Raw genomic sequence first — 23,139 nt, forward strand, 5'->3', positions numbered from 1 at the left:
ACTCAATGCAATTGTCCACATGAACCACTAACTCAAAGTGTGTCAAAAAAACGAAAACAGTCGATTCGATCCGGTTTCAGAAGGATATGTTCAGGATTTGTCGAATCCGAAAAATGTCTGATACTAAAAGGATTATTTATCAAATTTCATTGATTTATTGATGGCCATCCCCTGAGATGCATCAAAGCTTATTGATTCGGACACAGGTTATTATTTGTTTTCACATGCTGATATCCATCAAATATTTTTGATAGATCAATCGGAAACCAAAATGAAATTATAAATAGAGGAGGAGAGAGACAACATTGAAAAAACTGCTCACCTTTCTGGGAAATGGCGAGTATGATGAAGGCATCTACACTTACAGAGGCCGAAAAGCGACAAAAAGCCGCTTCGTCCAAACGGCTATTTACGAACTATTTTGCGAAAAATTTACTGATAAAGATCAAATCATCATCTTCCTGACTGAAGAAGCAGAGTCGAAAAACTGGAAAGACAGCATCGGCGAATCTGGTAAAAATAAGGGCAAAAAATTAGAGGGAATGGAAAACGCATGGAAAAAAATCAACCCTAAACTCCTTCAACAAAACCAAATCCGAAAAGTCCGGATTCCCAGCCAACAAGATGAAGAGCACAATTGGGAGTTATTTGAGATCATCCTCAACGAGATCGACGAAGGGGACGAGATTATCTTCGATATCACCCACAGCTTCCGCTCCTTCCCCATCATGGCTTTGATTATCCTAAACTACGCGCGGATTCTGAAAAACGCCTCACTGAAAAATCTGCTCTATGGTTGTTGGGAAATGAGAGATAAGGGACAGCCTCCCACTGCTCCCATCATCGATATGACGGAAATGATTTCCCTGCTCGATTGGGCTTACGGTGTGGACAGCTATAAACAAACGGGTAACGCCTCCGTAATCAAAACCCTTACGAATCAAGAAGTGGCTAGTGTCTTTCAAACAGGACAATCCTCCGACGACATGAGACGAACCGAAGCAAACGCCCTGCGCACACTTGCCAACTGTGCCCACGAATTTCACCAAATAATGCAAACATGCCGCGCTCCGGAAATTCCTCAAAAGCTGAATAATCTCAGAAAAGCGCTGGAACAGGCGAAAACCATGGAAATACGAGGGTTCCGTCCCTTCGAAAAGCTGTTTGGAAAAATGGAAGAAAAGATCGAATACCTCACAGATCGGCCAATCATGGATGATTACTGGGCGGCAAAATGGTGCCATGATAACGGTCTCATTCAACAAGGATACACCTTGCTACAGGAGGGGATTATTACCGCAATCTGCCGAGTGATGGGGATGGAATTAGACGATGTCAATAAAAGAAAATTGGTATCTGCAGCCATAAGCGTATGGTTGAGTGAAAAAACCACTGAAGAATGGGAAGGAACAGAGGATGAAAAGTCCTTTATGAAGACGGTCATCGCTTTCTTAAACCCGTACAAGGATCTCTTAAAATCTTATGCAGGATTAACCAGATATCGCAACAGCATCAACCACGCCGGCAGAAATCGGGATAACATTCCTCATCAGAGATTTCGTCCGAAACTCGAAAACTACCTCAAAGACTTCCGCACCTTCTTCGAAAAGATGGATCAGCTCTATCAAGAGAAGCAGGAAGGAGCGTCCACCCGATGACGCAGCGGGATTTGCTCACAGCGTCGGCCATTGAAACGGAAGGGTTTACCCTGGAAACCCTGACCCCTCTCTTTATGCACGGAAATCGCAGGAACCTGGAGGTCCGGGTCCCTTCCATCAAGGGTGTGCTCCGGTATTGGTGGCGCACTCTGCAGGATTCTCCTTCGAAAAAACTCATCAAACGGGAAACGGCCAAGTTCGGCGGAATTACGGGGGATCAGGGATGCCGCTCCCCCGTCCGTTTCCGGCTGGAGCTGTCCGAAACCAAAATGGACTCGTCCCCTCTTCTGCCCCATCGCTCCAGTAAAAAAGGATATAGCCGCGCCATCGGCGCCCATCAATCCCTCCGCCTCTTCATGGTGCACCTGAAAAGGGATGCCGAATCCGCCGGTGAGGATGGATTGACCCTGAAGGAGGAGCATTCGCTGTACGTGCGTTGGATGCTCCTCCTGAGCGGCTTCGGCCAGCGGGCGAGGCGGGGGGCCGGAGCGGTCCAATATGAAGGGTTTCAGTGGCGGACAAGCTCCGACATCCAGAACACCCTCCGCGATCTCCTCACCCGGTTGAAGCGGGAGGGCGCCTTTCAATTTCCCCCGCCGGAATCGGGATGCCTGCTGCGGCGGAAAGAAAAGCCGGAAAATATACATCCGCAAATCAACGCCGTATGGGTTGGAGAACCGAGCCTTTCCGCGGAAAAGGTCCGCGAAAGAATCAGCCGGGCGGGACATCGCGCCAATTCGGGGGGAGGCCCTCTCGGATCCTCCGACCCCCGCTTCGCTTCTCCCCTGCACTGCACGGTGCGCCGGGTGGGGCAGGGCTACGTGCCGGTCATCACCGAAGTCACTTCCCGCGACATGGGAAAAGACCACTACCTCGATGCACGGAATCGCTTTCTCCAGACACTGGGGGTGAACGTGTGAACCGTCAACTGCTCGTCATCAGCATCGGACCCGTCCAATCCTTTATCGCTGCGGCGCGGAAAACGGAAGATCTATGGAGCGGAAGCCACCTCCTGTCCCATTTGGCCCGGAAGGCGATCGAGTTCCTCTTTCAAAAGGGTGAGGAACAACACCGGCAGGTGGAGATGGTCTATCCGGCGGTGACAGAGGATGAACTGAAAAAAAGCGCACCCGTCACGGAACGTGACGCAGCCTCCCTCCCCAACCGCTTTGTCGCCCTGATCACGGGGGAAGCCGGTGAAGTGGCCGAACTGGCACGGGAAACCAAAGAAGCGGTCCGTAAGGAATTGATCGATCTGTGCCGCGGAGCCATCAACCACGTTTTCTCAATAAAGCCGGAAGATAAACCATTATATCAACAGATGTATCAACAGGCAGAAAGGCAAGTAGATTCCAGCCTGGAATTTTTCTGGGCGTTGGAGAAACTGCCCGACGATCGATCCTTCGAAGAGGCGCGGTCCAAAGTGGAAAGACGGTTGGCGGCGGTCAAAAACAACCGTACCTACCCCCCGCACGGACAAAACGGGTTGATCTGCACCATTTGCGGAGAACGGGATGCCCTTTGCAATGAAAAACTGGATGACAATGACCCGATCGGCAAGCTGAGGCAAAAGCTCGAGAAAACTTGGAAGAAACGGAAAGGTTCCTTCCTCAAATACGAAGGAGAGCAGGAGGGGGAAGGTCGGATTCAGGACGGGGAGTACCTGTGCGCCCTGTGCCTCTGCAAACGGGCATCGCGGGAGTTGTTCGGAAAAAAGCCGTTTCCCTCCGTCCTGGAGATCGCCCAAGACGAAAAATATTACGCCATTCTGATGATGGACGGCGATGATATGGGCAAATGGGTCTCCGGAGAGAAAAGGCCGGACCGGAACGATGAAGAGGATGCACCCGGACATGCCATGACTCAGCTGGACACTTACCGGGAAATCAGCCGGCGCCTCAGTCGTTTTGCAAAACAAACAGTGCCGCAAATTGTACAGGAATACGAAGGCGAACTGGTATACGCCGGCGGAGACGATGTCCTTGCCTTTGCCCCGGTTAAAAACGTGCTTTCCCTCGCCCGGGAATTGCGCAAAGCCTTCAGTGATCCCAAACGGGGTTTGGACAGAAAGGCGACGGCCTCCATGGGCATCATCATCGCCTACTGCAAGGATCCGCTGTATCGCATGCTGAACCGGGTGCGGAGCCTGGAAAAGAAGGCCAAAAGCTTCCGGCGGGAGGACGGAACCTCCAAGGATGCCTTTGCCCTCGCCTATTTGGCCCGCAGCGGGGAACAGCGGGAAGTGGTTTTGCCGTGGCTTGTAGATCCGCAAAATCCGGGAGAATGGACCGTCTCCCATCTCAATTACCTGATCGACTCCATCAAAAGCGAGGTTTCCTCCACTTTCCTGTTCACCTTCTCCCAATCCTTCCTGCCCCTGCTTCCCAGGGAAGCAAATCAGGAGGAAGGAAAGCTGGCCGTCTTTGGAAAGGATGATCCCCGGAATGAGGAATTGTTGGAAGTGGAACTGAAACGGTTGCTTCGCAGGGCATTGAAGGAATCGGACCAATCGGCCAAGGCGGAATCCCTGGCGAAAAGCCTCGTCATACTGCACCGGTTGGTTCCCGCCAGCTTTCAGTTTATTCAATTGATGGAAATCCTCCGCATCCTGGGGGTGAAAAAACATGAGGGCGCTTCTGCTAAGGCCGGTTGACACCTTCTTCTTCCGGGATCACAAACCCTTTTCCATGGGTGAAGTCTCCAAAGCGACCGGATGGTTCCCTCCCCGCCCCGGCACGGTGTACGGTGCCCTGCGCAGCGGATACATCCACCGGCACAGCGATTTTCACACCTTTTACGAGGGAAAGGACCCGGAAATCAAGCGGTGGATGGGTACACCGGAAAAACCCGGGGACTTCTCCATCCGCGCCGTTTGGCTCTATGACGCGCAGGGAGCCGTGCTTCCCCTTCCTCTCGATTATCAGGTGGTAAAGACGGAAAAGGGGGAACAGGCCCTTCCGTTGGTTCTTTGCCACGAAAAGGAAAAGGGGGATTGGGCGTCGGACGGCTCGGAATGGCGGTTGTACGCCTCGGAGAATAAAAAATCCGCATCCCCCGCCGATGCCTACCTGGGAGAAAACGAGTGGAGGGAAAGGGCGGCCTTCCACCAGGAGATTCCCTCCATCGCCCGGGTCGACCGGTGGCTTGCGAGGGAACCGAAAATCGGAATCGCACGGGACAACCTGACGATGCGGGTCAGGGAAGGGATGCTGTATCAGTTGCCGATGCACCGGTTCAAAGAGGAACAGGGAAAAGGAACCACCGGCTTGCTCGTCCTCTGCGATCAAGCCCCCTCCTTCGACGATGTCCGCTATGTGCTGTTGGGCGGCGAAGGAAGACCCTGGCATCTCACCACCCTCAGGCGGGATCATCTTTTGTATTCCAAAGAGGAAGAAGAGAAACTGATTCAACAGATCCGGGAACGGGAAAGGGCCCGCATCATCCTGCTCACCCCCGCCATCTGGAAACAGGGCACACGTCCGGCGTGTTACGACAGAGAGACACAGGAGTTGGACCTCGGCAACAATCTCCGGGTGAAACTCTTGACGGCCGCCGTCGGACGGCCTCTCGTCATCGGGGGCTGGGACATGAAGAAAAACCGTCCGAAGAAACGGCAATATGCTGTTCCTGCGGGATCGGTGCTGATAGTCAAAGTCAATAAAGAACAAGCGGAACAACTGGTACGGACCGTTCACTCCATGAAACTGACCGATGAGCTGGAACACGAAGGGTATGGATGCGCCGTATGCGGCGCCCTATGAACAATTCAGCAAAGGAGATGAGTCAGACATGTTCACCAAAGCCAAACCTTTCCTGCTCTACGCCGTCTCCTCCGTCCACGCCGGAAGCGGCAGTGAAGTGGGATTGGTCGATCTGCCGATCCAGCGGGAACAGCATACCGGTTTTCCGAAAATCGAAAGTTCATCCCTGAAAGGGGCGATCCGTGCGGCTTGCTCCCATCAGGCCCGGGATGACGAGGAAGCCAAACGGCGACTTCGACTCATCTTCGGGAGCGATCCCAACGAAACCGAAGGTGACGGTTCCCGTGAACTGCAAGCGGGGACGATCTCCCTCGCCGATGCCCGTCTACTCCTCTTTCCGGTGAAGTCGATGCGAGGAGTTTTCGCTTGGGTCACCTGTCCCTACGTACTGAATCGGTGGAATTATGAACTGGAACTCTTCGGAAACGGATCATACGAAAAATTCCCGGTACCGGACGTCAATACGGTCGCCCCTGACAGCAAATTGCTGATCCAACTGGGCGGACAGAAAGACAAGCCTACCATCGTGCTGGGGGAATATACCCTGGATGTAACCCCCGCGGAAGAGACCTCCGAACTGGGACAAGCCCTGGAACGACTTTTGTCTCTCCACGATATGGAGTTGGAAAAACGCCTTGTTATCCTGGATGACGACACCTTCCGCGATTTCGTCACCCTGTCCACGGAAGTAAACGCCCGGATTCGAATCGAATCGGAAAAGGGAACGGTCGTCAACAAAGCCCTGTGGTACGAGGAAAACCTTCCGCCGGAATCGGTGCTGTACAGCTTTCTGTTCACCGGTCACGTCCGGATCAAAAACGAAGATTCCACCCAAAATGACGGAGATTCTTTCCGAACTGACGAGGACGTTTTGAACTATCTGATGAATGATGACAACTTTCCCTCCGTCTTTCAACTGGGTGGAAACTCAACCATCGGACGGGGCATCTTGCGAAGGATCTGGTTGTAAGGGAGGGATTCTTTTATGGGGGACAAGGTCAGGGCCATCGCCAACGAAAGAGCCGCGTACGCCTTTGAAAAGGTCAAAGGGTTTGTCGACGCGGAAAAAAGCCCGCAAAAGCAGAGGGAATACCGCTCCTACCTGAAAAAAATGCCTGCCATGGTGCAGGTGAACGGACTGGGGGAAACCCTCGCCTTCTACTACGCAAAGGACGGGGCCTACAGGGTGATTTACGAACAAATCGCCGAGTGGATCAAAAAAAGCATGGGATCGTTGATCGATGAGAAAGAAAAAAGCAAAGAATTTATTGAAATCCTGGTGAACATGAAAAGCCCCGAATACCGTCTGGTGACAATGGAAGTGCTGGCCCTTCTCAACTGGATGCACCGTTTTGCGGAGGGAATGATCGATGTCAAGGAATCAGCCCGATAAGAAGAATGAAAAAGAAAAATGGATGATTTTCCATCCGCGTGACACGGCGAATATTTACCGCAACCTGTTTGCAGTCAATCAGTCCTCCGGCAGAAGACAGTCATCAAAGAAAGGAGATCCCCACAAGCAAATAGACCATTTGTGGTACGATGTACACTATCGTCAACAAAAAACCTATAAAAAAAAGGAATCGAAGGATCGTCTATACCTGCTGAAGAAAGAAATCGCCCTCTCCAACGAGCAACGGGAAACTTATCGTCAGGTGCTAGAGCAGCGCCGGGAAGCCTTGGCCCTTCTAAGTCGAGACCAACGAATCAAAATCCTGCACGGCAGACCGATGGGGAAAACATTTCCCGGCCTGGGGGCCGCCCACGTCCGGGAAGCATCGCTGACGATTCACCCCGTGTACGGCGTTCCCTATCTCCCCGGCTCCTCCATTAAGGGCGTGGTCCGCCACTGGGCCCTTGAAGCTTTTTTCCAGGGGAGCGAGAAGACGTATGAGACGGCCCTGAAGGGGGAAGCCGGGGAAGCGCAGGCGCATCACGCCCGTGCGATCCGCGACATTTTCGGCGATCAGGAGCATTCCGGCGCCGTCCAATTCCATGACGCCTTCGTCTGTGAAGACGTCTGTCTCAAGCCCGATGTCCTGACAGTGCATTTCAAAGATTATTATCAAGAAAAAAAACCGCCCACAGATGACATGAATCCGATCCCCACCGAATTTTACGGGGTGGAGACACCCTATTTCGAATTTGTCATCACCCTAACCGGCCAAAACTATCGGAACTCCTCCCTGTCCGACGAGGAATTGCTGGAGGTGGCCGGAACATGGCTGCAACAGGCGCTGACCGAGATGGGAATCGGTGCCAAAACCACCTCCGGATACGGCAGTTTTGAATCCTTTCAGGACAAAACGGAGGAAATACTGGAGGTTGCATTCCAAAGGCTGAAAAATCGGGAGGAAAAACAAAAGGCCCAAGAAGAGGCGCTACGACGGGAAAGGGAAGAACGGAAGCGGCAGGAAGCTTGGGCGAAGAAATGGGCGGAAATGCCCGAAGAGGAAAGGCTGCTCTATGAAATTAGACAATTGTCCAAGGAAAAAGAGGAGGATCGGGAAAAGAGCAAAGGAGAGCTGTTCGAACGGGTGGTGGCGCAAGCCGAACAGGGCAACTTGGAGCCCGCAAAGGAATTGAGAAAATACTGGGAAGAAACCGGTGACTGGAATGTGAAGAAAAAGAAGAAAAAGCAGTATGAAAAGGTTCAAACCCTCCTGCGGCTGCTGGGCGAATCCTGACAAGCCGGATCTCAGGAACAGGTGGATGGCACTTCCCCGCTTGCGTGATGCAAATCCAAAAAAACGGGACACACCGGTCCCGTCAACGATAATCCTTTGCCATCTGTGGACCTCCAGTTTCGGAGGTCACAGATTTTTTTGGACTTCAGTCCGTCGATTTCAGCGCCCCGTCGGACGAATGCCTCCTTTCTCCTTCCGCGAAACGGGGGTGTACTCACGTTTGCCTGCCGGAGGTTCTTGCCCTCAGATCCTGGCCACGCCTTCCTCCATTACGGTCCATATGCGCCGAGAACACGTCGCTGCCAATCCGAGCTTTCCCGCGGCTTCAGCCGCCAAACGTACCCCCATAGAATGCTTCCAGCCAGGACAATTCCAAAATCCCTATAAAAGCCACAAGCCGTCCGGATTCCCATACTGAGAAAAGATGTGATCCCTTGCTTCCCGGGCTAATCGGAGCACGCGATCCATATTTTTGTAAAGCATCTTCCCGCCTCGTTTCACCGCCCTCCCGGCGACAAAAACCGAATCCACATTGCCGGCGTGGGCACACTGCACCACCGCTCCCACCGGATCATTCATGGGGAAAAGGTTTAAATCCGTGGCGCGAATCATGATGATATCCGCCTCTTTTCCGGGGGTGAGAGAGCCGATCTTGTGATCCAGCTTCAACGCCCTGGCCCCCTCGATCGTGGCAAACTCCAGCACATCTCTCGCCGAGAGAGACAATCGCTCAGGCATCTCCCCTTCCATCAACAACCGGGCATTCACGCGGGCCCGCTCCGCCTGCAACGCAAACTTCATTTGGGCAAACATGTCTCCACCCGTGGACGTCACCACATCAACGCCCAGCGCGGGCCTTCCGCCGTTTGCCAGAATCAATCCCGTGGCCGGATAGCCATGTCCCATCATCATTTCGATTTCAGGTGTCACGGTCACGGAAGCCCCCGCATCCGCTATGGCCTTGAATTCTTCCTCCCGAATCGTGTTGCTGTGAACAAAATTCAAATCCGGCCCCAGCAGCTTTTCCCGCCGGATTTTTTCAATGGAACGATCGACGGGCCCCCAGGTCCCAAAACCGAGATGCATGCTGCAAAGCACATCGAGCTCCCGCGCCAGTTGAATATCGTGAACGGTCGCACTCCACGAACTGAACTCCGGCCCCCGGATGGCCAGAGCCATCGTCAGGAGCTGGTCATCGGAGGAAAAATATCGGCTTCTGATCCGCTTGCTGTCCTCGGTGTGATTCAGCCGGCTGTCCCTGGACCAATAATCCCTGTCACCGGGAATTCCGTGGGCAAAAACCGCCCGAATCCCGGATTCTTTCAACCCCCTGATCAACTCGTCGGTGTGCTCCTGCGAGATAACCATCGACCAGTCCAACAGTGTGGTCACACCCGCATCCAAAGCTTCGAGCGCCCCCAACAGATTGGCAATATACCCGTCCTCCGGACGCAATTTCGCACCGATGTTGCCGAAATAGATGCTGTTCAAATATTTGGTCAACGACCAATCCGCACCGACATTCCGCACCACCGATTCCCAAGTATGCCGGTGCGTATCCACAAAACCGGGCATCACAATCATGTTGGAGGCATCGATCACTTCACAGTCCTCCACACCTTCGATGGAGGGTTTCACCTCGACGATTTTACTTTTTTCCACCAACACATCCGCTTTTTTAAAATCCCCCAGGGACTTGTCGAGCGTGAGCACACAGCCGCCCTTAAAAAGCTTTCTGTTCGACATGCTTCCAGCCCCTTTCCATCGGTGAGGAGGGTTTGCTTTCAATTTTAAAATATATCAGACATCATAAAAAATAAACCCCTTTCTGCACTCCATCCGAGACGGATCTTTACATACGGAAAAGGGCTGAAAAATTGTTTGCGCCTCCCGTGAGGCGTACTCGAAAAGAAATGCCGTTTACTTCTGGGACGGCCTAAATTGAGGCGTCCTTTGACACCACCATGTCCCGGAGCTTGAAATCCTTTGAATTCACTCTCTTTACGGTGTTCTTTTTGTAACGCTAAGGGTGGTGTAACATCAGGCGACGACCCGCTGGCAAGGCAATTTCAATCCTCTTTATTGAGGTGTTCTTTTTGTGACCCCTCAATGGCGGGCCAGAGGGAGTGGACGGAAGCACGGCGTTTCAATCCTCTTTATTGAGGTGTTCTTTTTGTGACCGGGACTTCATCACCTCCCCGATTGATACGACCAAGGGTTTCAATCCTCTTTATTGAGGTGTTCTTTTTGTGACCGTACCGTTCAAGATCGCGTTTTCAACAGCCATTGCCAGTTTCAATCCTCTTTATTGAGGTGTTCTTTTTGTGACGGCGGGTGCTAAATCCCTTGATATGCCTGGATCTCTGCACCATTTTGCGAACACCTCCTTCATTTATCCATTTTTTAGGTGATCCGGCGCCTGCACCTAAAATCGAAAATCGCTGTTTTTCCTTATTTGACGCGGGTTTTCGAATTTGCGAACATCCCCCGGGGTTGCGCCGAAGCTCCCGGTGTTCGCAAAATCAATTCCCCTTGAGGAACCTACAAATAAAGCTGAAAAACAATTTGGAACTAAGGCCTGTTTCATCCCTTATAGTTAATATTAAATCCTGAATCACGCGTTTACATTTTTACTATAATCCTTGAAGATCATTTCGCCAATTGAAAAACGTCTGAGCAACTACGACCAATTGTCATTAACACCTGTCTAAGGCCTTGCTTTTTACAATTTATCGCCCCCTTTGTTCTTACAGTACCACTCGTTGTTAAATACGAGATGACTTACTGTTCAATTCTAATGTCCTCTTCAATGGAGTATTTTAATGACTTATTTGTGTGTGCCCCTACATGTGCTTATACAGGCGACATGTTTGAACCATAAAATATAGGAACTGAATAGGAAAGGGGAAGGAACATGGCTTGTTCCGGTAGGAATTTGCTCAAAAACGGGGGATTCACAAGGGGAATCGCCCCTTGGACGGGGTCCCGGATTCGCCGGATGAAAAACCCGTTACGCCCGGGGGATTATTCCCTTTTCATGAGCGCATCGCCAAGATTACCCGCCGCGTTGAAACAAACGGTTTCCGGTCCTTTTGAACGGGGGTGCGCCTATTACCTCTACTTTCGCCTTCTCAACGTGACGCCCCCATCAAGCAGGGCGGAAATTTATGCAACCGTCGCTTATCTGGATAAAAACCGCCGGATCCTCAACTCCACCCCCTTGCTTGTCAGACCTCCCCGCCAAACCAAAAGCTGGTACCCCTACTTCTCCATCGTGCCGACGCCTCCCCGGGGAACGGCGATGCTTTCTGTCGTTTTCTTGCTGGCCAAGGGCACATTGTTTGTGGATTATATCAGCGTCGCATCCCACAAGGTCTGATGTCTTCAGCCTGACTATTACTCAAAAGTTTTTTCATCTCCAACAGGGGATAGAGCCATTTCAATCCGGCACGGATTTTGAAATCGGCTCTTTTTTCATTTTGAATCACGGAGAAGGACGATTCCATTTCTCACCGCTTTCATTGGTCAAAACCAATGTTGAAATCGGCCAAGGAGACAGCTCACGCTGCCCCCTTGCATTTTATTCCGACAAGGTCTTCATCAACAATATAAATCCGAGAGTGATGCCAGTTCCGCCGAACAGCAAGATATTTTCAGACCTGCTTTTCCGCGTTTGATCCTGTGATTTCCACGCGATGAAATACAAGACAAGACCCGGCAATAAGACAATGGCTCCTACTGCTATCAGGAAAAGATTGATATAGACATTGACCATCCAATCCGTTTCCGGTTCCAGCATCCAACCGCTTGCCATCCAATATAACGATGCCGATGGGCAGCATAAACAGGAATAAAAACAAAATGGCACCCAGACAGGAGTTTCCGTATTTTCGCAAAAGGGTCCTGAAAAGGAATATCAAAAAAATAGCCAGATAATCATAAAAACAGCAAAAGCGGTGGCGATAGTGATCAACCCCTCTCCATGAATCTCGCTCCTGATGCTGACGCAAACAGCTTGACCGACAAAGAGATATTCTCACCCAACTATTGTGACACAACCCTTCCGAGAGGAAAAGCGGGTCGTGGTTTTTTCTTTATCCCTCCTGTATTTTCCCGGCTTGTTCCGGGCAACACCCTTCTCTAGCATTGCATATCACTAAATCTGCAATACACCCAAAAAAAGCAAAAAACAGCGCAAATCCAATCATTATCCCCGAAAGGTTTAATATCACATCGCCGATAAACGGTTCTGTAAGAGAATCTGTACAGCAGGAAATCACCAGCCGAAGCTCTATTGAAAACGTAATAAATCATCCAAGAAACGATAGCCCGAATCCAAACGGAATCCCAGGGCCAACATTTCCAAGGATGACCGACAACGGACATATCCCGAAGTTTATATCGGCAGGTAATTCGATCATTTCTGAATCAAGACCAAAAAGCGGGATGGTATATCTTAGGTCAAGGTCATCAAACCAGGGCGTAGAAGGCGGCAAACCCTACCAACTAACCAATTGATCGCCCTTTCTTTTTCTTCAAATAGACAGGAAGTGGAACCAGAACTACGGACCACAAGCGGTGCAATGCGCAAAACGACGTCTTCCCTTATGGAACACGGATTTTTCAATGTGTGAACAACCCCCAAATCTGAGCCGAAGCTCCCGGTGCTAACAAAGAATCAATCGCGTCATTCGTAACCCTCGGAAACAAATCGAATTAAAATGGCGAGAGCCTCTTTTTGTCAGTTTCTCAGGTGTTTCTGAGAAATGGTTGTCCCACCCTTGTACCTATTTCCAAGTTTGCTTTTTTTACATATGAACACAACAGCTCCTCCGTTGTGGAAAATGCGAGCTCATCCCAGGGAATCTCGTCAAATGCGAAAAATCGGCCTTTTTTACTTTCCAAGTTGACATGAACTTCCTCGCGATCAGCGATCGCTTCATAGGCTAATTGGATCAACCCATCTTCAGGAAAAGAAAAAGTACCGATAATCTCACCGACTTCCACAACAAGTCCCGTTTCCTCTCTCACCTCGTTTTTAATCGTTTCAAAAGGATCCTGACCGCGCTCCACATATCCCCCCGGAAAAGCCCACAAACCTTTCCCGGGATCCTCATTTCGCTGAAGAAGCAATACTTTGTTTTTATTCTTATTGAATACCACCGCTGTCACGGCCAACTTCGGATCCAAATAGAAAATAAAATGACAATGGTGACACAATAGCTGGGGCTGGTTGGGTATGTGCAGATCTTCCAATGATAAACGATGCCCGCATCGCGGACAAAATTTCAGGTCCTCTTTCTTATATTTCCATTCATATTTGAAATAAAGATCTTTATTCATCCGTTCAAATCTCCCTGACCATGGATTTGTTGTTCCATAACAAAAAACTCTTAACCTGTGGATATAAGAAAACGCTTATCATATTGCGGGCAGATCAGCCATCTTCTTCCATTCCTATATTTCTCCGCCATTTGCCCCTTTTCGAACCGCTGTTCTTTTTCCTGCTCGCCCTCCAAACGCATATTCCCTGTTTTCATGCGGGCATGCGCGTCCGCGAACGCCTCTGCTGGTTAAGCCGGAGCTTTCGGTGTTTGGAAAAAAGCACGGGCGTCCTCCAGGGGATCGAGGAGGGTTTGTCCCAGACCCCAGGCCGTTTTGTATCCAAAGCCCATCAGGGAGCCGTAGGCAAGCAGCCGCCACATCATGCGCTGCGACTCCTCCGGCAGGGCCTTCAGACTCATGGCCATCCTTCCCTTGAAGCCGATGATGTTAAATTCTCCGAAACGCACCCGCTCGGTCCTCACATGGAGATCCTCGATCCGAACGGGATAAATCAGCGGCTCGAGCGTCTCCCATTCAACGCGCCGCCCGGTGACAATTTCGCCGGCCTTGGCGGCACTGGAAAACAGGCGCTTCAACTCCGGCAGCGGATAGTAGTTATTCCGCTGATAAAAGGTGGTCGGAGTCAAGAAATGCAGAGTAAAGGCGGCCGAAAACCGCTCATCGATCCATGCCGGATCGAAGGTCTGGCAATGCACCTCCCGCACGGTGCCTCTCCAGTCCAACAAATCGATCTCCGCCTCCCGCAAAAAATGGCGCTGAAGGCAGGAGACAACCTCCCGGTCCGGCGTGTGGATCCGGATTTCCCCCTTCTTGAGCATCAAATGGGTGGAAAAAACCTGCCGATCCCTACGATCGTGAAGTTCCTTCGACAATTCCGGCGACTCCCGCTGCAGGGCCTTCAACACAAAGGCATGAAATCTCCGGGACAACACTCCGACCGGGTTTCCCCGAAAGGGCGCGGGAGAATCCACTTTCAAACATAACCGGTACATACAATCCCCCTATAAAATCGGATTTTGTTCCTCCATCAGCCACTGGGTGAAATTTCCCCTGTAAAAGGCGCGATCTGCACAGGACCGACACAGCGTATACACGCAGAGGGAATCCTCCTCCGACATCAGGTCGAACAGGCGAAACTGCAGCTGAATCCAGCTCTTTTCATCGCATTCCACTTCAAACACGGAATATTGAACCCGCCGGCCGTAATCCTTCAGCAATTTGAAGATCCGATTTCTCCTGCGGTCGTCGACAACATCATAACAAACCACCCGTTTCACGTCACCGCCTCCTATCCTCACTTGGCCAGGAAGGGATAGTAATCTTCCATTTCCCCTTTGAGGAATTTGGCGAGCAGGATCGCCTGTTTGTGGAATATTTCCCGATAGCTCATCTTCCGCTGCAACAGCCGATGAAACACCTCATCCTTCCTGCGGCGGTCAAAGGCCTGTAAAAAGCGCTTTCGGGCGGAATCCTTGAGGCGCGGCTCCCCCAGTTCGAAGGTGAAATCCGTAGGCTGAATCATCCCCTGGTTAATCACCTTGACGACCAGATTGTCCACCAAAATGGAGCGAAACTCTTCCATCAAATCAAAGGACAAAGATTCCCGGCCGTACCGTTCGCGATGGAGAAAGCCGATATACGGATCCAGGCCCGCCGCCTGCAGAGCACCCGTGATTTCCGCCCGCAACAGGGCGTAGCCGTAATTCAGCAGGGCGTTGACGGGATCTTTGGCCGGGCGCCGGCTGCGACCGTGAAAATCAAAGCCGCTTTCCCGGATCAACTCCGGAAATGCTTCAAAATAGCGTTTGGCGGCCATCCCCTCGATACCCCGCAATTCATCCAAATCTTTCGCCTGCAACGCCTGTTCCATCGCTTGTTTTAAAGATCCAATCACAGACTCGAAGTCCAGCTCCTTGCGCCTGGCAAAACGCTGCAGACTGGTCCGGGTGTTTTTCAATTTGGCCAAAACCAGATTCCGCGCAATCCGCAAGCTCGTCTCTTCCGACAAATGAGCCTGGACCTGGGCGATTCTTAACCGGACATTTCGATTTTCCGGCCCGACAAACCGGCCGATCATGCGGTTTCCCGAAAAATACACCACATCAATCCCCTTTTCGGCCATGAGCATCAGGGCATCGGTGGTCAAGGTCGAAGATTCATGAATGAAAAAGCGGGAATATTCCTGAACCCGAACTTCCTTGAGCAGGGAACGGTTTTTATATATTTTGAGTCGTTCCGATTCCTTCCGGACAAAGCAATGAGGCTCGCTCAAATAAAACGTTCCCATGCCACCCTCCCCTTCAGGCGGCCTCGTTCCTGCGGCAAGCAATAGTCCACCATGCTGCACTTTTGGCACCGATGTCCTTCGTCGATTCCGGCAGGCGGCCGCTCCAGTTCATAAAGGCTCCGGATGGCTTCGATGGTTTGCCGGGTCCGTTCCCTTAGCTCCTCATCCAACATCACCTTTTCGCGCCGAAAGGAGCCGTAGTAAAAAAGGTAGCCAAAGGGGACGGCCTTTTCGATCCGCTCCTCCAAAGCCATTCCCTGGGCGCAAAGCTGCAGGTGATTGTTCTCCCATCCTGCCTGACTTCCCCGCTTGTATTCGACGGGGTAAATCATCCCGTCCGCCTCCTCGATCACATCGCACCGCACCGAAATCCACAGCCGTTCCGATCGCAAGTGGAGGGAACGGTGAATTTGCCGTTCCCCCCGCAGTTCCCTTCCGAAGCGGTCGACGCGTTCGTGGAGCAGTTTTCCGTGGATAGTGTACGCGTTGTGGTAAAACACGCCTTCCACATATTCGTAGTAACAACGCCGGGGACAGTAGGCATAGGCATTAATGGCATGGGCCTCCACCAAGACATCCATGTCACAACACCTCGCTCCGGACGGTTTCCCACACGCTCCACAGCTGAAACGCCTCCGAATTGAAGGCGATACTCCAATCCGCCCCCTGCAGGGATTTGGCAGGATACAGCCGGAACATCGGCGGCAGGCGCAGGAGATCGGTCAATTCGCCGACGGACCGTTTGATGATGTATACAATCCAGGAAGTGCGCCTAATGGATTGGAACAACAGATTCAACTGTTCATTCAGCCCGGAGTCGTCCGATTCCAGTCGCAGGCGATCCAGGCGTACCAGCTCTTCGGCGCAACGCCCCGCTTTGGCGGGAAGCCGCCAGACCAATTTCGCCGGCTTGTCCCGTACCCCCACAGCCACCGCATACCCCAGCACACGGTCCCGGGAAAGCGCCTCAAGGTATTCTTCCTGCTCCGGTCCGGACAGATGCTCCTTCACCCGACGGACCATCTCTTCCCGATCCACAAACCGCACCCGTCGCCGACGGAGAACGAAGTGGAAATCATAACGTTTGAGTGGGCTGTCGGGAGCCGTTTCATCCCAAAACCAAAGATCAGGATGGAAAGTCTCGGATTCCTCTTCTCCCCATCTGTAAAGCTGAAATTCCAACTCATTTTGCCCGCGGAAGCTCAACACCGGCTCCAGCAGTTTCTTTTGCTTCCACTCCCGATATTGCCTCTCCTGCTCCTCAAAACCCAAACCATACATGCGCTCGCAAAGGATTCGGATCTGCTTAAGGGCGGGGGACTGCTCCCGGTCCACGTGATGCTTTTTCTGAAGATGATACCCGTGGACCAGGTTCATGCCCCCAACCTTTTCAATGTAAGGGGAAAAATCCTGATAATATCGATACGCTCTTGTGACGATCTCTTCCAATTCCGATCGGGTCATCTCCGCATTTCCCCGATCCTGAATCTGTCCGGCCACATGTCCCGGCACGTAAGCCCACACGTGAAGGGGCGGCTCTGGATTGGACCTGCTCCCCCGGCCAATCCGGCCTAAGCGCTGCATGAAGCTGCCGGCGTTGCGCGCTTCGAACACGAGAAAATCCTTCCAGATCTCCCCCTGAAAATCCACCCCCACCTCCACCGTGGCGGTGGCCACGGTAATGGGCTTGGCCAGGGCCTCCCGGCTCCGGCTGCGGTCAGACAAACCGTGCACCTCCCCCACATCGTATCCCTTTTCCCGGAGCGCCGCCGCCAACTGCTGGGCCTCGTGGATGGAATCGAGAATGATCAATCCCTTGGCTTTCGGCCATTCCGACAAATAATCCTCGATCTCATCCCACCTCTCCAAAATGCGCTCACCGGTGTTCCAGGCCGGCAGATAAGCGGAAACGACGTGGAGATGGACCGGCTCCAGGAAGATTCGCTCCTCGTACACGGAGGGTTTCTCCTCCTCCAGCCAGCACCGGGCCTCTTCCTGCACATTCCAAATCGGCAGGCCGGTTCCTTCGATCAGACGGAACACCTCCGGCCGGGGCGTCGCCGATGACAAAAGGAAAACCATGCCTTTTTTCGGGAAGGAGGCCGCCATGAGGGCGATCCATTGGGCCAGCACATTCACCTGGGCGATATTGTAAAGGTGAAATTCATCAAAGGCCTGCAACACATATTCGCCGAGGCGGTAAAAAACCTCCACCGCCTTTCCCAGGCGGGGATCATACCCTTCCTTCCGGGGAGTGTACAGGCGCTCCTGGGCCACCAGCACCAAGTGGTCCGGATTGGTCAAAATCGCCCGGTGATATCGGGTGGACAATCGCTGCAACTGTTCAAGTTTGCTTTCTCCGGGCAAACGACTTTTTCGCAATTCTTCCGCGGTCCATAGGGCAATCTCGTCCCAATCTTTCAGAGGCAATCCCTTTTTGAGGGATTGAAATTGATCCTTGACGAGTTCGTTGACCGGATATACCCCGAGCGCCCGTACCCATGAAGCCTTTGTCAAGTATCCGAAATTGGCCAAGGTTTTTCCCGCACCGGTCCGCGCCCGGTTCCAGAGGACCACCTGCCGATTTTCCTTGAGCGCCCGCTCCACCAATTTGAGTTGCACCGCTTGATGGGCGTAGGGGCGAAGGTTACCGACAAAGGGCAGATCGTAGGTTTTCCCCCTCTCCTCCAACAGGCGGATCATCCCCTCACCTCCACCAGAAAGCGGATTCCGGCAAAAACTCTTCCTCTACCTGCTGCCCCTCCATCTTTTTGATCCGGTATCCCTCCACCGCTTCTCCCCATTCCGCTTCCTTCACCAATCGAGTGGGCAAAATATTGTACATGGAGGTGAAGGTGACGGGAAGTTGCGGCAGATCCTGCACATTGACCATTATGGAGGAACTTTTGCCCTTCCCCCGCTCCAAGGCGACCTCCTCCGCTTCCAGCCGTGCCTGGCTCATCCATTTCCCGAGCCGGACGCGCGGGGGAAACGAAAGGGGATTGTGGCTCAAGGCGTAGGTCTCAAAACAGGAACCCGGCCGCAGGCATTTGATAAATCCCCAGTTGGGATAACCCAGGCTCTGGTGACGCACCATCCACAGGGCCTCCGGTGTCGTGTTGTACTGCATAAGCCGATGCGTCACCTTAAGAGGAGACGCGGGAAAAATGTAAATCCCTTCCTCATTCAGCGGCTGCAGTTGTTTCTCATATCCCGGAGCCTGTTGTTCCTGATAGTAGGGGGAAATCGCCCAGGACAAGGCGTAGGCCAGGGCGTAATTGTGGATAAGGGGAGCGGTCTCGGCGACCTTCCCCTTCTCCATGCTGGCAAAGAACAGATAATCCTCCAGCTCGATCCGAATCCGGTACGCAAACCGTTTCACTTTAATTTTGCGAGATAAGCCTTTTGATCGTTTTCCAGCTCTTGCAGCCACTCCTCATTCGCCTCCTCGTTGCGCCACAGCTCGCGGACACCGTCGAGAAACGCCGCCAACTCCTCCCCGGCACACACATCAACGGGAAGATACGAGCGTTTCGCCTCCTCCTCCAGCACATCCATCACCGCCGCCTGCACATCGGACCGCTCCAGCGGAAACTCATGGAACCTCTCCCCTCCTTTTTCCCGCAGCCGGTCGTACACCCCCTGGGTCAGGGACAGATTGGAAATCAGTTCGTTTTGTCCAAATATCAGAGCCACCACGTGATTGTTGACAAAGCCCTGCCGGTTGCTTTCGGCGCCGTAACGGGTCGTGGTCAGAATGTTGCGCAGCACGTAAAGAAACTCGGCAGGCGTCACGTCCACCGCCGTTTCAACGGTGGGGAAAAAGACCTGGGGCCGGATGTGTTCCCGCTCGGCGAAGGCGCTGCCGGAAACCCCTCCCCGGGTGGAATCATCGATGGCGTTGAGGGTGATCGAACGCTGCATGGCCTCATAGGGACGGATCGCAAAGCCGGAATCCGTCAACACCCGGGAACGGTGAGCACCTTCCTTTTTGGTTGCCGCAAACCCGTAAATCAGGCAATCAGGGCACACTCCGCACATATCGTTCAAGAAAACACATTTTTCCCCGAGACCCCGATCCCGGTTGAAGGCCCGGCCGGTCCGCCGCTCCGGTGCGATTTGCTTGCGCTTTTGCAGAAGCACCCGGGAAATCGGCTCCGAATATTTCCTGCCGCTTCGCACCATCTCCACATCCATGGTCTGCCCTTCGGTCGTCAATACGGCCGTCGAGTCAAACTCCCTCAGGATCACCACGGAAACGTACCGTCGCATCGGATAAATCGGAATTTCTGAGGGAAGATGCGCCTCGAGACGTTTTTTCACCGGGGATTCCTGCCAGCTGATCGTTTGGCTCATACCGTTTCCCTCCTATCGGTTTGGTTTTTCGCCGCCTGTCTTTCCCGAATCTCCTTGAGCCGTTCGAGATGGGTCTCAAAAAAAATCCCGTCGGCCAACTGGTTTTGCCTTTGGTTCAGCTTGGCGATGTTGCCGCCGCACGCATCCATGTAAAACCGGTCATAAATGAGATCCACAAACTCCTGCACAGCCTTTTCTTCAACTCGCACATACTCTCTCTTCGACGACTGTTTGGCCAACCGTTCCAGCCGTTTGAAAAGCAGCCCGCAGATCTCGCTTTTCTCCCTCCTCTCCTTGATGCCCTTGACGACCAGACGGAACAGGTTTTCATAGCGGTGGGCCCTACCTTCCTGCGAAATGTCGGGCTTGTACAACTTGAGCGAAGCCAAGGCGATTTCCCGGGCCAGACTCACTTCCATCCCTCCCCGCATTTGATCGATTGCGCGGCAGGCCCGCACAAAGGGGTCGGCCGCATAGGCATGTTCCGTCAAGTGCCGCTTGAAGAAATGGGCACCGGCCATCGGATGCACATCCAGTTGGTGTAAAATGATAGATACGTTTTTGTCCGTCGGTTTGGAAAAATCGAGGGGGTTCACCGTTTGATGAATTTCCCAGACACAGGCCAGGCGTTTCAGCAGATCGTTCACTTGTCCGATCGGCACGACAAAATCCGTCGTTCCGCGCCGCTCAGGCCCCTCCAACAGCCGGGCCACTTTGTAGGGAGGGGCGTCCAGATGGATCGCATGTCGCACCTCCCGCACATCCGACATCATCAAGAAGGGCTTCTCCGTCACCCAGAGGCGAAAGCCATACAATTTGTGAAGGGAAAGTGCCGCCGACAGGGCCTTCAACCAAATCTCCTCCCGCGTTCGATCCGAAGAATTGTTGTAGTAGTCGTAGGTGAACAATAACACGTTACCGGGCGGACTGGCTTTCAGCACGTCTCCGTTCTTGGGAGGACGCCCCCGTTCTTCCATTTCCTGTTCAAAATAATCCTTGTACAATTGGAAATGATCACGCAGATGCTTCCGAAGCTTCTCCTGTTTCTCCTCCACCCAAGGATCCTGCCAAACGTGATTGATCTCCCCGCGACGGTGGACATAAATGGTGCCGAAGAAGTTCTTCAGATCATACTGCAGATCCAGCAACCTCTCTTCGGTGATCTGAAAGGAGGGAAAGGCAAACAAGTTAATCTGCCGCGACTGATCCCCTCCCGAAAAACTGTCCATGGAAAACACTTGCCGCAGAATAAACTCAAAAAAGCAGACGCCGCACCAATGCAGAGCCGCCACATCCCCCCTCTTACCGGGATCCCATCCTTTCGGCAGAATCCGGTTGCTGAACACATTGACGTTGTCCTGGATCACCTGCGCCTTCACCTTGGGTTCGCTTCCCGACAAGATTTTACGGTTACAAAGATTGCAGATGCGCTTTTGCGACCGTGTCTTCTTCTTGAGCAACTCCTTCATATCCAGAAGGTTTAAGTTGCGGACGGTCTCCCAGGAAACAATGAGCTGTTCCCGGAAATAGTTCTGAAGATCGTCTCCAATCTTCAATTCCTCATCGACAATTTCCATCATCTTTTCGGGCGTGATCTTTCCCTCGAGAAAATCCGCCGCTTTTTTTCGCACGGTCACCCGCCAATCCTCAATCGGCAGATGGCGGGCCGGTTTTCCGTCCACTTCGGTCTCCTGAAGAAAACGATAAGCCAACCAAATTGCTCCGTCGAACCGTTTGTTGTTGGTGTGCAGCGGATCCGGAACCCGGTTTGCAATGTCCTCAGCCGGTAGTCCGAGAAAATTTGCCAATTGAAGCAGCGCGTCCACCGCCGAAATTTTCTCCAGCCGCTGAACCAGACGCTGAAGTGCTGCCAAATACCGGGAAGTGTAGAACCACTTTTCACGAAACTCCTCGTCGAAGGAGGAATCGACCCCGAAAATCCGGTAAAGTTCGTCCAGATTCCTCGCTTTGTAGGCGGCAAGTTGGCTCTCCTTGAAATTCTTCTCGGGGAATGTCTTACTTCCTGAAGAAGATTTCATAAACAGCTCATGAAACATCCACGCAAATTCCCCGGGTGTCTGATTTACCAAAAACGCCAAGGGTTGACACTGCAAGGTGGGCCGATTGAACAACTTTTCCCAATCCACCTGATCCGCCTCTCTGATGGAACGGAAAAACAGGTGCGTCAACTCTGCCATCAGCGAATCCTTGTCCGGCAATTCTCTCCCGTCGAAGGTGATGTACAGCGTGCCGTCCCCGAAACGGAGCCAGGGGTAATAGCCGTACCGTTTCATCAGAAGAGCCATCCCGTTGTGCAATTGCGTGGTGATCATGCCGCGCATCTCTTGGACGCGATGGCAGACGATCCGCAGGTGTTCCGTCAACTTGGGAGGCAAAACCCTCCGGAGTTTTTCCTCGAGGGAATAAATCGTCCGGTGTTCCATGCACTCGGCGATGCCGATGATGGATGCGGTCTGATCCATCAGTTTCACCCAATCCCGAATGCCGGTCCAGGAATATCGATTGGACAAGGATCCCAAGTCCCCCAATTTGGGAGAAAAATTGGAAACCCCCGCCGCCCGCAGAAACGCAGCGGGAGGCAGATCCTCCCCCACCGCCCGGCTGAGCTCCCCTGCGACCCGCTCCAGCTCTTCCAGCGACAGGGCGTACTCGCTGGATCCCTTTTTTTCAACAGCCGAATCTTTGTGCAGATCGTGCAGCACAAAGGCGACCAGGGCGATTTTTAGTTCCTCTTCGGGGGGCTCAAAGCCGATCGATTCAAGGTGGCTCAGCAGAGCCAGACAGGCCTCCACCCCGGTGCGGATGTGATCCCACATGGACTGGTCCAGTAGATTGCGTCCCTGCCTGTACGACTTGGACTGGTTCGCCCAGTTATACGACTTGGCAATTCTCTCGGACAGATCCATTTTTTGAAACTCCAAGAGCAAGCGCTCGCTGAAAGACTTCAAATCCAACCCCTTTCACCTCCCCGAGTTCATTATCGTACGGACATTATTTGGAAGACAATCATCAAAAATCGTATA

General features: G+C 52.6%; 19 protein-coding genes. 8 read left to right on the forward strand and 11 right to left on the reverse strand.

Features of this window, described 5'->3' with window-relative positions:
* Nucleotides 1-305 precede the first annotated feature (305 nt).
* The 7 genes from csx2 to cmr6 are packed head-to-tail and all read left to right on the forward strand — an operon-like array spanning nt 306 to nt 8,106.
* Nucleotides 306-1,658: a TIGR02221 family CRISPR-associated protein gene (gene csx2 / locus BM063_RS00320; RefSeq protein ID WP_092035335.1), complete on the forward strand. Its 1,353-nt coding sequence runs from the start codon at nt 306-308 to the stop codon at nt 1,656-1,658.
* Entirely contained in the window at nt 1,655-2,578 is a 924-nt protein-coding gene (gene cmr1 / locus BM063_RS00325; protein WP_092035336.1) for a type III-B CRISPR module RAMP protein Cmr1, read from the forward strand. Before csx2 ends, cmr1 begins: the two co-directional genes overlap by 4 nt.
* Nucleotides 2,575-4,311 carry a type III-B CRISPR-associated protein Cas10/Cmr2 gene (cas10, locus tag BM063_RS00330; protein WP_177198897.1) on the forward strand — a complete coding sequence of 579 codons (1,737 nt, stop codon included), beginning with the start codon at nt 2,575-2,577 and terminating at the stop codon, nt 4,309-4,311. Before cmr1 ends, cas10 begins: the two co-directional genes overlap by 4 nt.
* Complete coding sequence (gene cmr3 / locus BM063_RS00335; protein WP_092035338.1) at nt 4,283-5,419, forward strand: type III-B CRISPR module-associated protein Cmr3; 1,137 nt, start codon at nt 4,283-4,285, stop codon at nt 5,417-5,419. The genes cas10 and cmr3 overlap by 29 nt, the downstream gene beginning before the upstream one ends.
* 28 nt (nt 5,420-5,447) lie before the next feature.
* Complete coding sequence (cmr4, locus tag BM063_RS00340) at nt 5,448-6,389, forward strand: type III-B CRISPR module RAMP protein Cmr4 (protein WP_092035441.1); 942 nt, start codon at nt 5,448-5,450, stop codon at nt 6,387-6,389.
* A 15-nt stretch (nt 6,390-6,404) separates the two neighbouring features.
* Nucleotides 6,405-6,812: a type III-B CRISPR module-associated protein Cmr5 gene (gene cmr5 / locus BM063_RS00345; RefSeq protein WP_092035339.1), complete on the forward strand. Its 408-nt coding sequence runs from the start codon at nt 6,405-6,407 to the stop codon at nt 6,810-6,812.
* Complete coding sequence (gene cmr6 / locus BM063_RS00350; RefSeq protein ID WP_092035340.1) at nt 6,790-8,106, forward strand: type III-B CRISPR module RAMP protein Cmr6; 1,317 nt, start codon at nt 6,790-6,792, stop codon at nt 8,104-8,106. The genes cmr5 and cmr6 overlap by 23 nt, the downstream gene beginning before the upstream one ends.
* 381 nt (nt 8,107-8,487) lie before the next feature.
* Here cmr6 and BM063_RS00355 read toward each other — a convergent pair whose 3' ends face one another.
* Nucleotides 8,488-9,852, reverse strand: coding sequence for an amidohydrolase family protein (locus BM063_RS00355; protein ID WP_092035341.1), 1,365 nt, complete (start codon nt 9,850-9,852; stop codon nt 8,488-8,490).
* A gap of 1,291 nt (nt 9,853-11,143) precedes the next feature.
* On the opposite strand from BM063_RS00355, the gene BM063_RS00360 reads away from it, so the two are divergent.
* Entirely contained in the window at nt 11,144-11,485 is a 342-nt protein-coding gene (locus BM063_RS00360) for a hypothetical protein (protein WP_143085182.1), read from the forward strand.
* Between the two features lie 201 nt (nt 11,486-11,686).
* Here the strand turns inward: BM063_RS00360 and BM063_RS00365 are convergent, their stop codons facing one another.
* From BM063_RS00365 to cas10d, 10 genes are all read right to left on the reverse strand, one after another.
* A complete protein-coding gene (locus BM063_RS00365; RefSeq protein ID WP_092035343.1) occupies nt 11,687-11,905 on the reverse strand; it encodes a hypothetical protein in 219 nt (72 codons plus the stop codon).
* Nucleotides 11,906-12,855: 950 nt separating this feature from the next.
* Entirely contained in the window at nt 12,856-13,449 is a 594-nt protein-coding gene (locus tag BM063_RS00370) for an NUDIX hydrolase (protein ID WP_092035344.1), read from the reverse strand.
* A 230-nt stretch (nt 13,450-13,679) separates the two neighbouring features.
* A complete protein-coding gene (cas6, locus tag BM063_RS00375; RefSeq protein WP_092035345.1) occupies nt 13,680-14,444 on the reverse strand; it encodes a CRISPR system precrRNA processing endoribonuclease RAMP protein Cas6 in 765 nt (254 codons plus the stop codon).
* Nucleotides 14,445-14,453: 9 nt separating this feature from the next.
* On the reverse strand, nt 14,454-14,729 hold the full coding sequence (gene cas2, locus BM063_RS00380; protein ID WP_177198898.1) for a CRISPR-associated endonuclease Cas2: 276 nt from the start codon (nt 14,727-14,729) through the stop codon (nt 14,454-14,456).
* A 17-nt stretch (nt 14,730-14,746) separates the two neighbouring features.
* Nucleotides 14,747-15,739 carry a CRISPR-associated endonuclease Cas1 gene (cas1, locus tag BM063_RS00385; RefSeq protein ID WP_092035347.1) on the reverse strand — a complete coding sequence of 331 codons (993 nt, stop codon included), beginning with the start codon at nt 15,737-15,739 and terminating at the stop codon, nt 14,747-14,749.
* Nucleotides 15,721-16,320 (reverse strand): CRISPR-associated protein Cas4, encoded by a 600-nt coding sequence (gene cas4 / locus BM063_RS00390; RefSeq protein WP_092035348.1) that lies wholly within the window; start codon nt 16,318-16,320, stop codon nt 15,721-15,723. Before cas4 ends, cas1 begins: the two co-directional genes overlap by 19 nt.
* A gap of 1 nt (nt 16,321) precedes the next feature.
* A complete protein-coding gene (gene cas3, locus BM063_RS00395; RefSeq protein ID WP_092035349.1) occupies nt 16,322-18,442 on the reverse strand; it encodes a type I-D CRISPR-associated helicase Cas3' in 2,121 nt (706 codons plus the stop codon).
* Between the two features lie 4 nt (nt 18,443-18,446).
* Nucleotides 18,447-19,121, reverse strand: coding sequence for a type I-D CRISPR-associated protein Cas5/Csc1 (gene cas5d / locus BM063_RS00400; protein WP_092035350.1), 675 nt, complete (start codon nt 19,119-19,121; stop codon nt 18,447-18,449).
* Complete coding sequence (gene cas7d, locus BM063_RS00405; protein ID WP_092035351.1) at nt 19,118-20,095, reverse strand: type I-D CRISPR-associated protein Cas7/Csc2; 978 nt, start codon at nt 20,093-20,095, stop codon at nt 19,118-19,120. The genes cas5d and cas7d overlap by 4 nt, the downstream gene beginning before the upstream one ends.
* Nucleotides 20,092-23,070 (reverse strand): type I-D CRISPR-associated protein Cas10d/Csc3, encoded by a 2,979-nt coding sequence (gene cas10d, locus BM063_RS00410; RefSeq protein ID WP_092035352.1) that lies wholly within the window; start codon nt 23,068-23,070, stop codon nt 20,092-20,094. The genes cas7d and cas10d overlap by 4 nt, the downstream gene beginning before the upstream one ends.
* Nucleotides 23,071-23,139 lie beyond the last annotated feature (69 nt).

The organism is Planifilum fulgidum (genome assembly GCF_900113175.1).
Lineage (GTDB): Bacteria > Bacillota > Bacilli > Thermoactinomycetales > DSM-44946 > Planifilum > Planifilum fulgidum.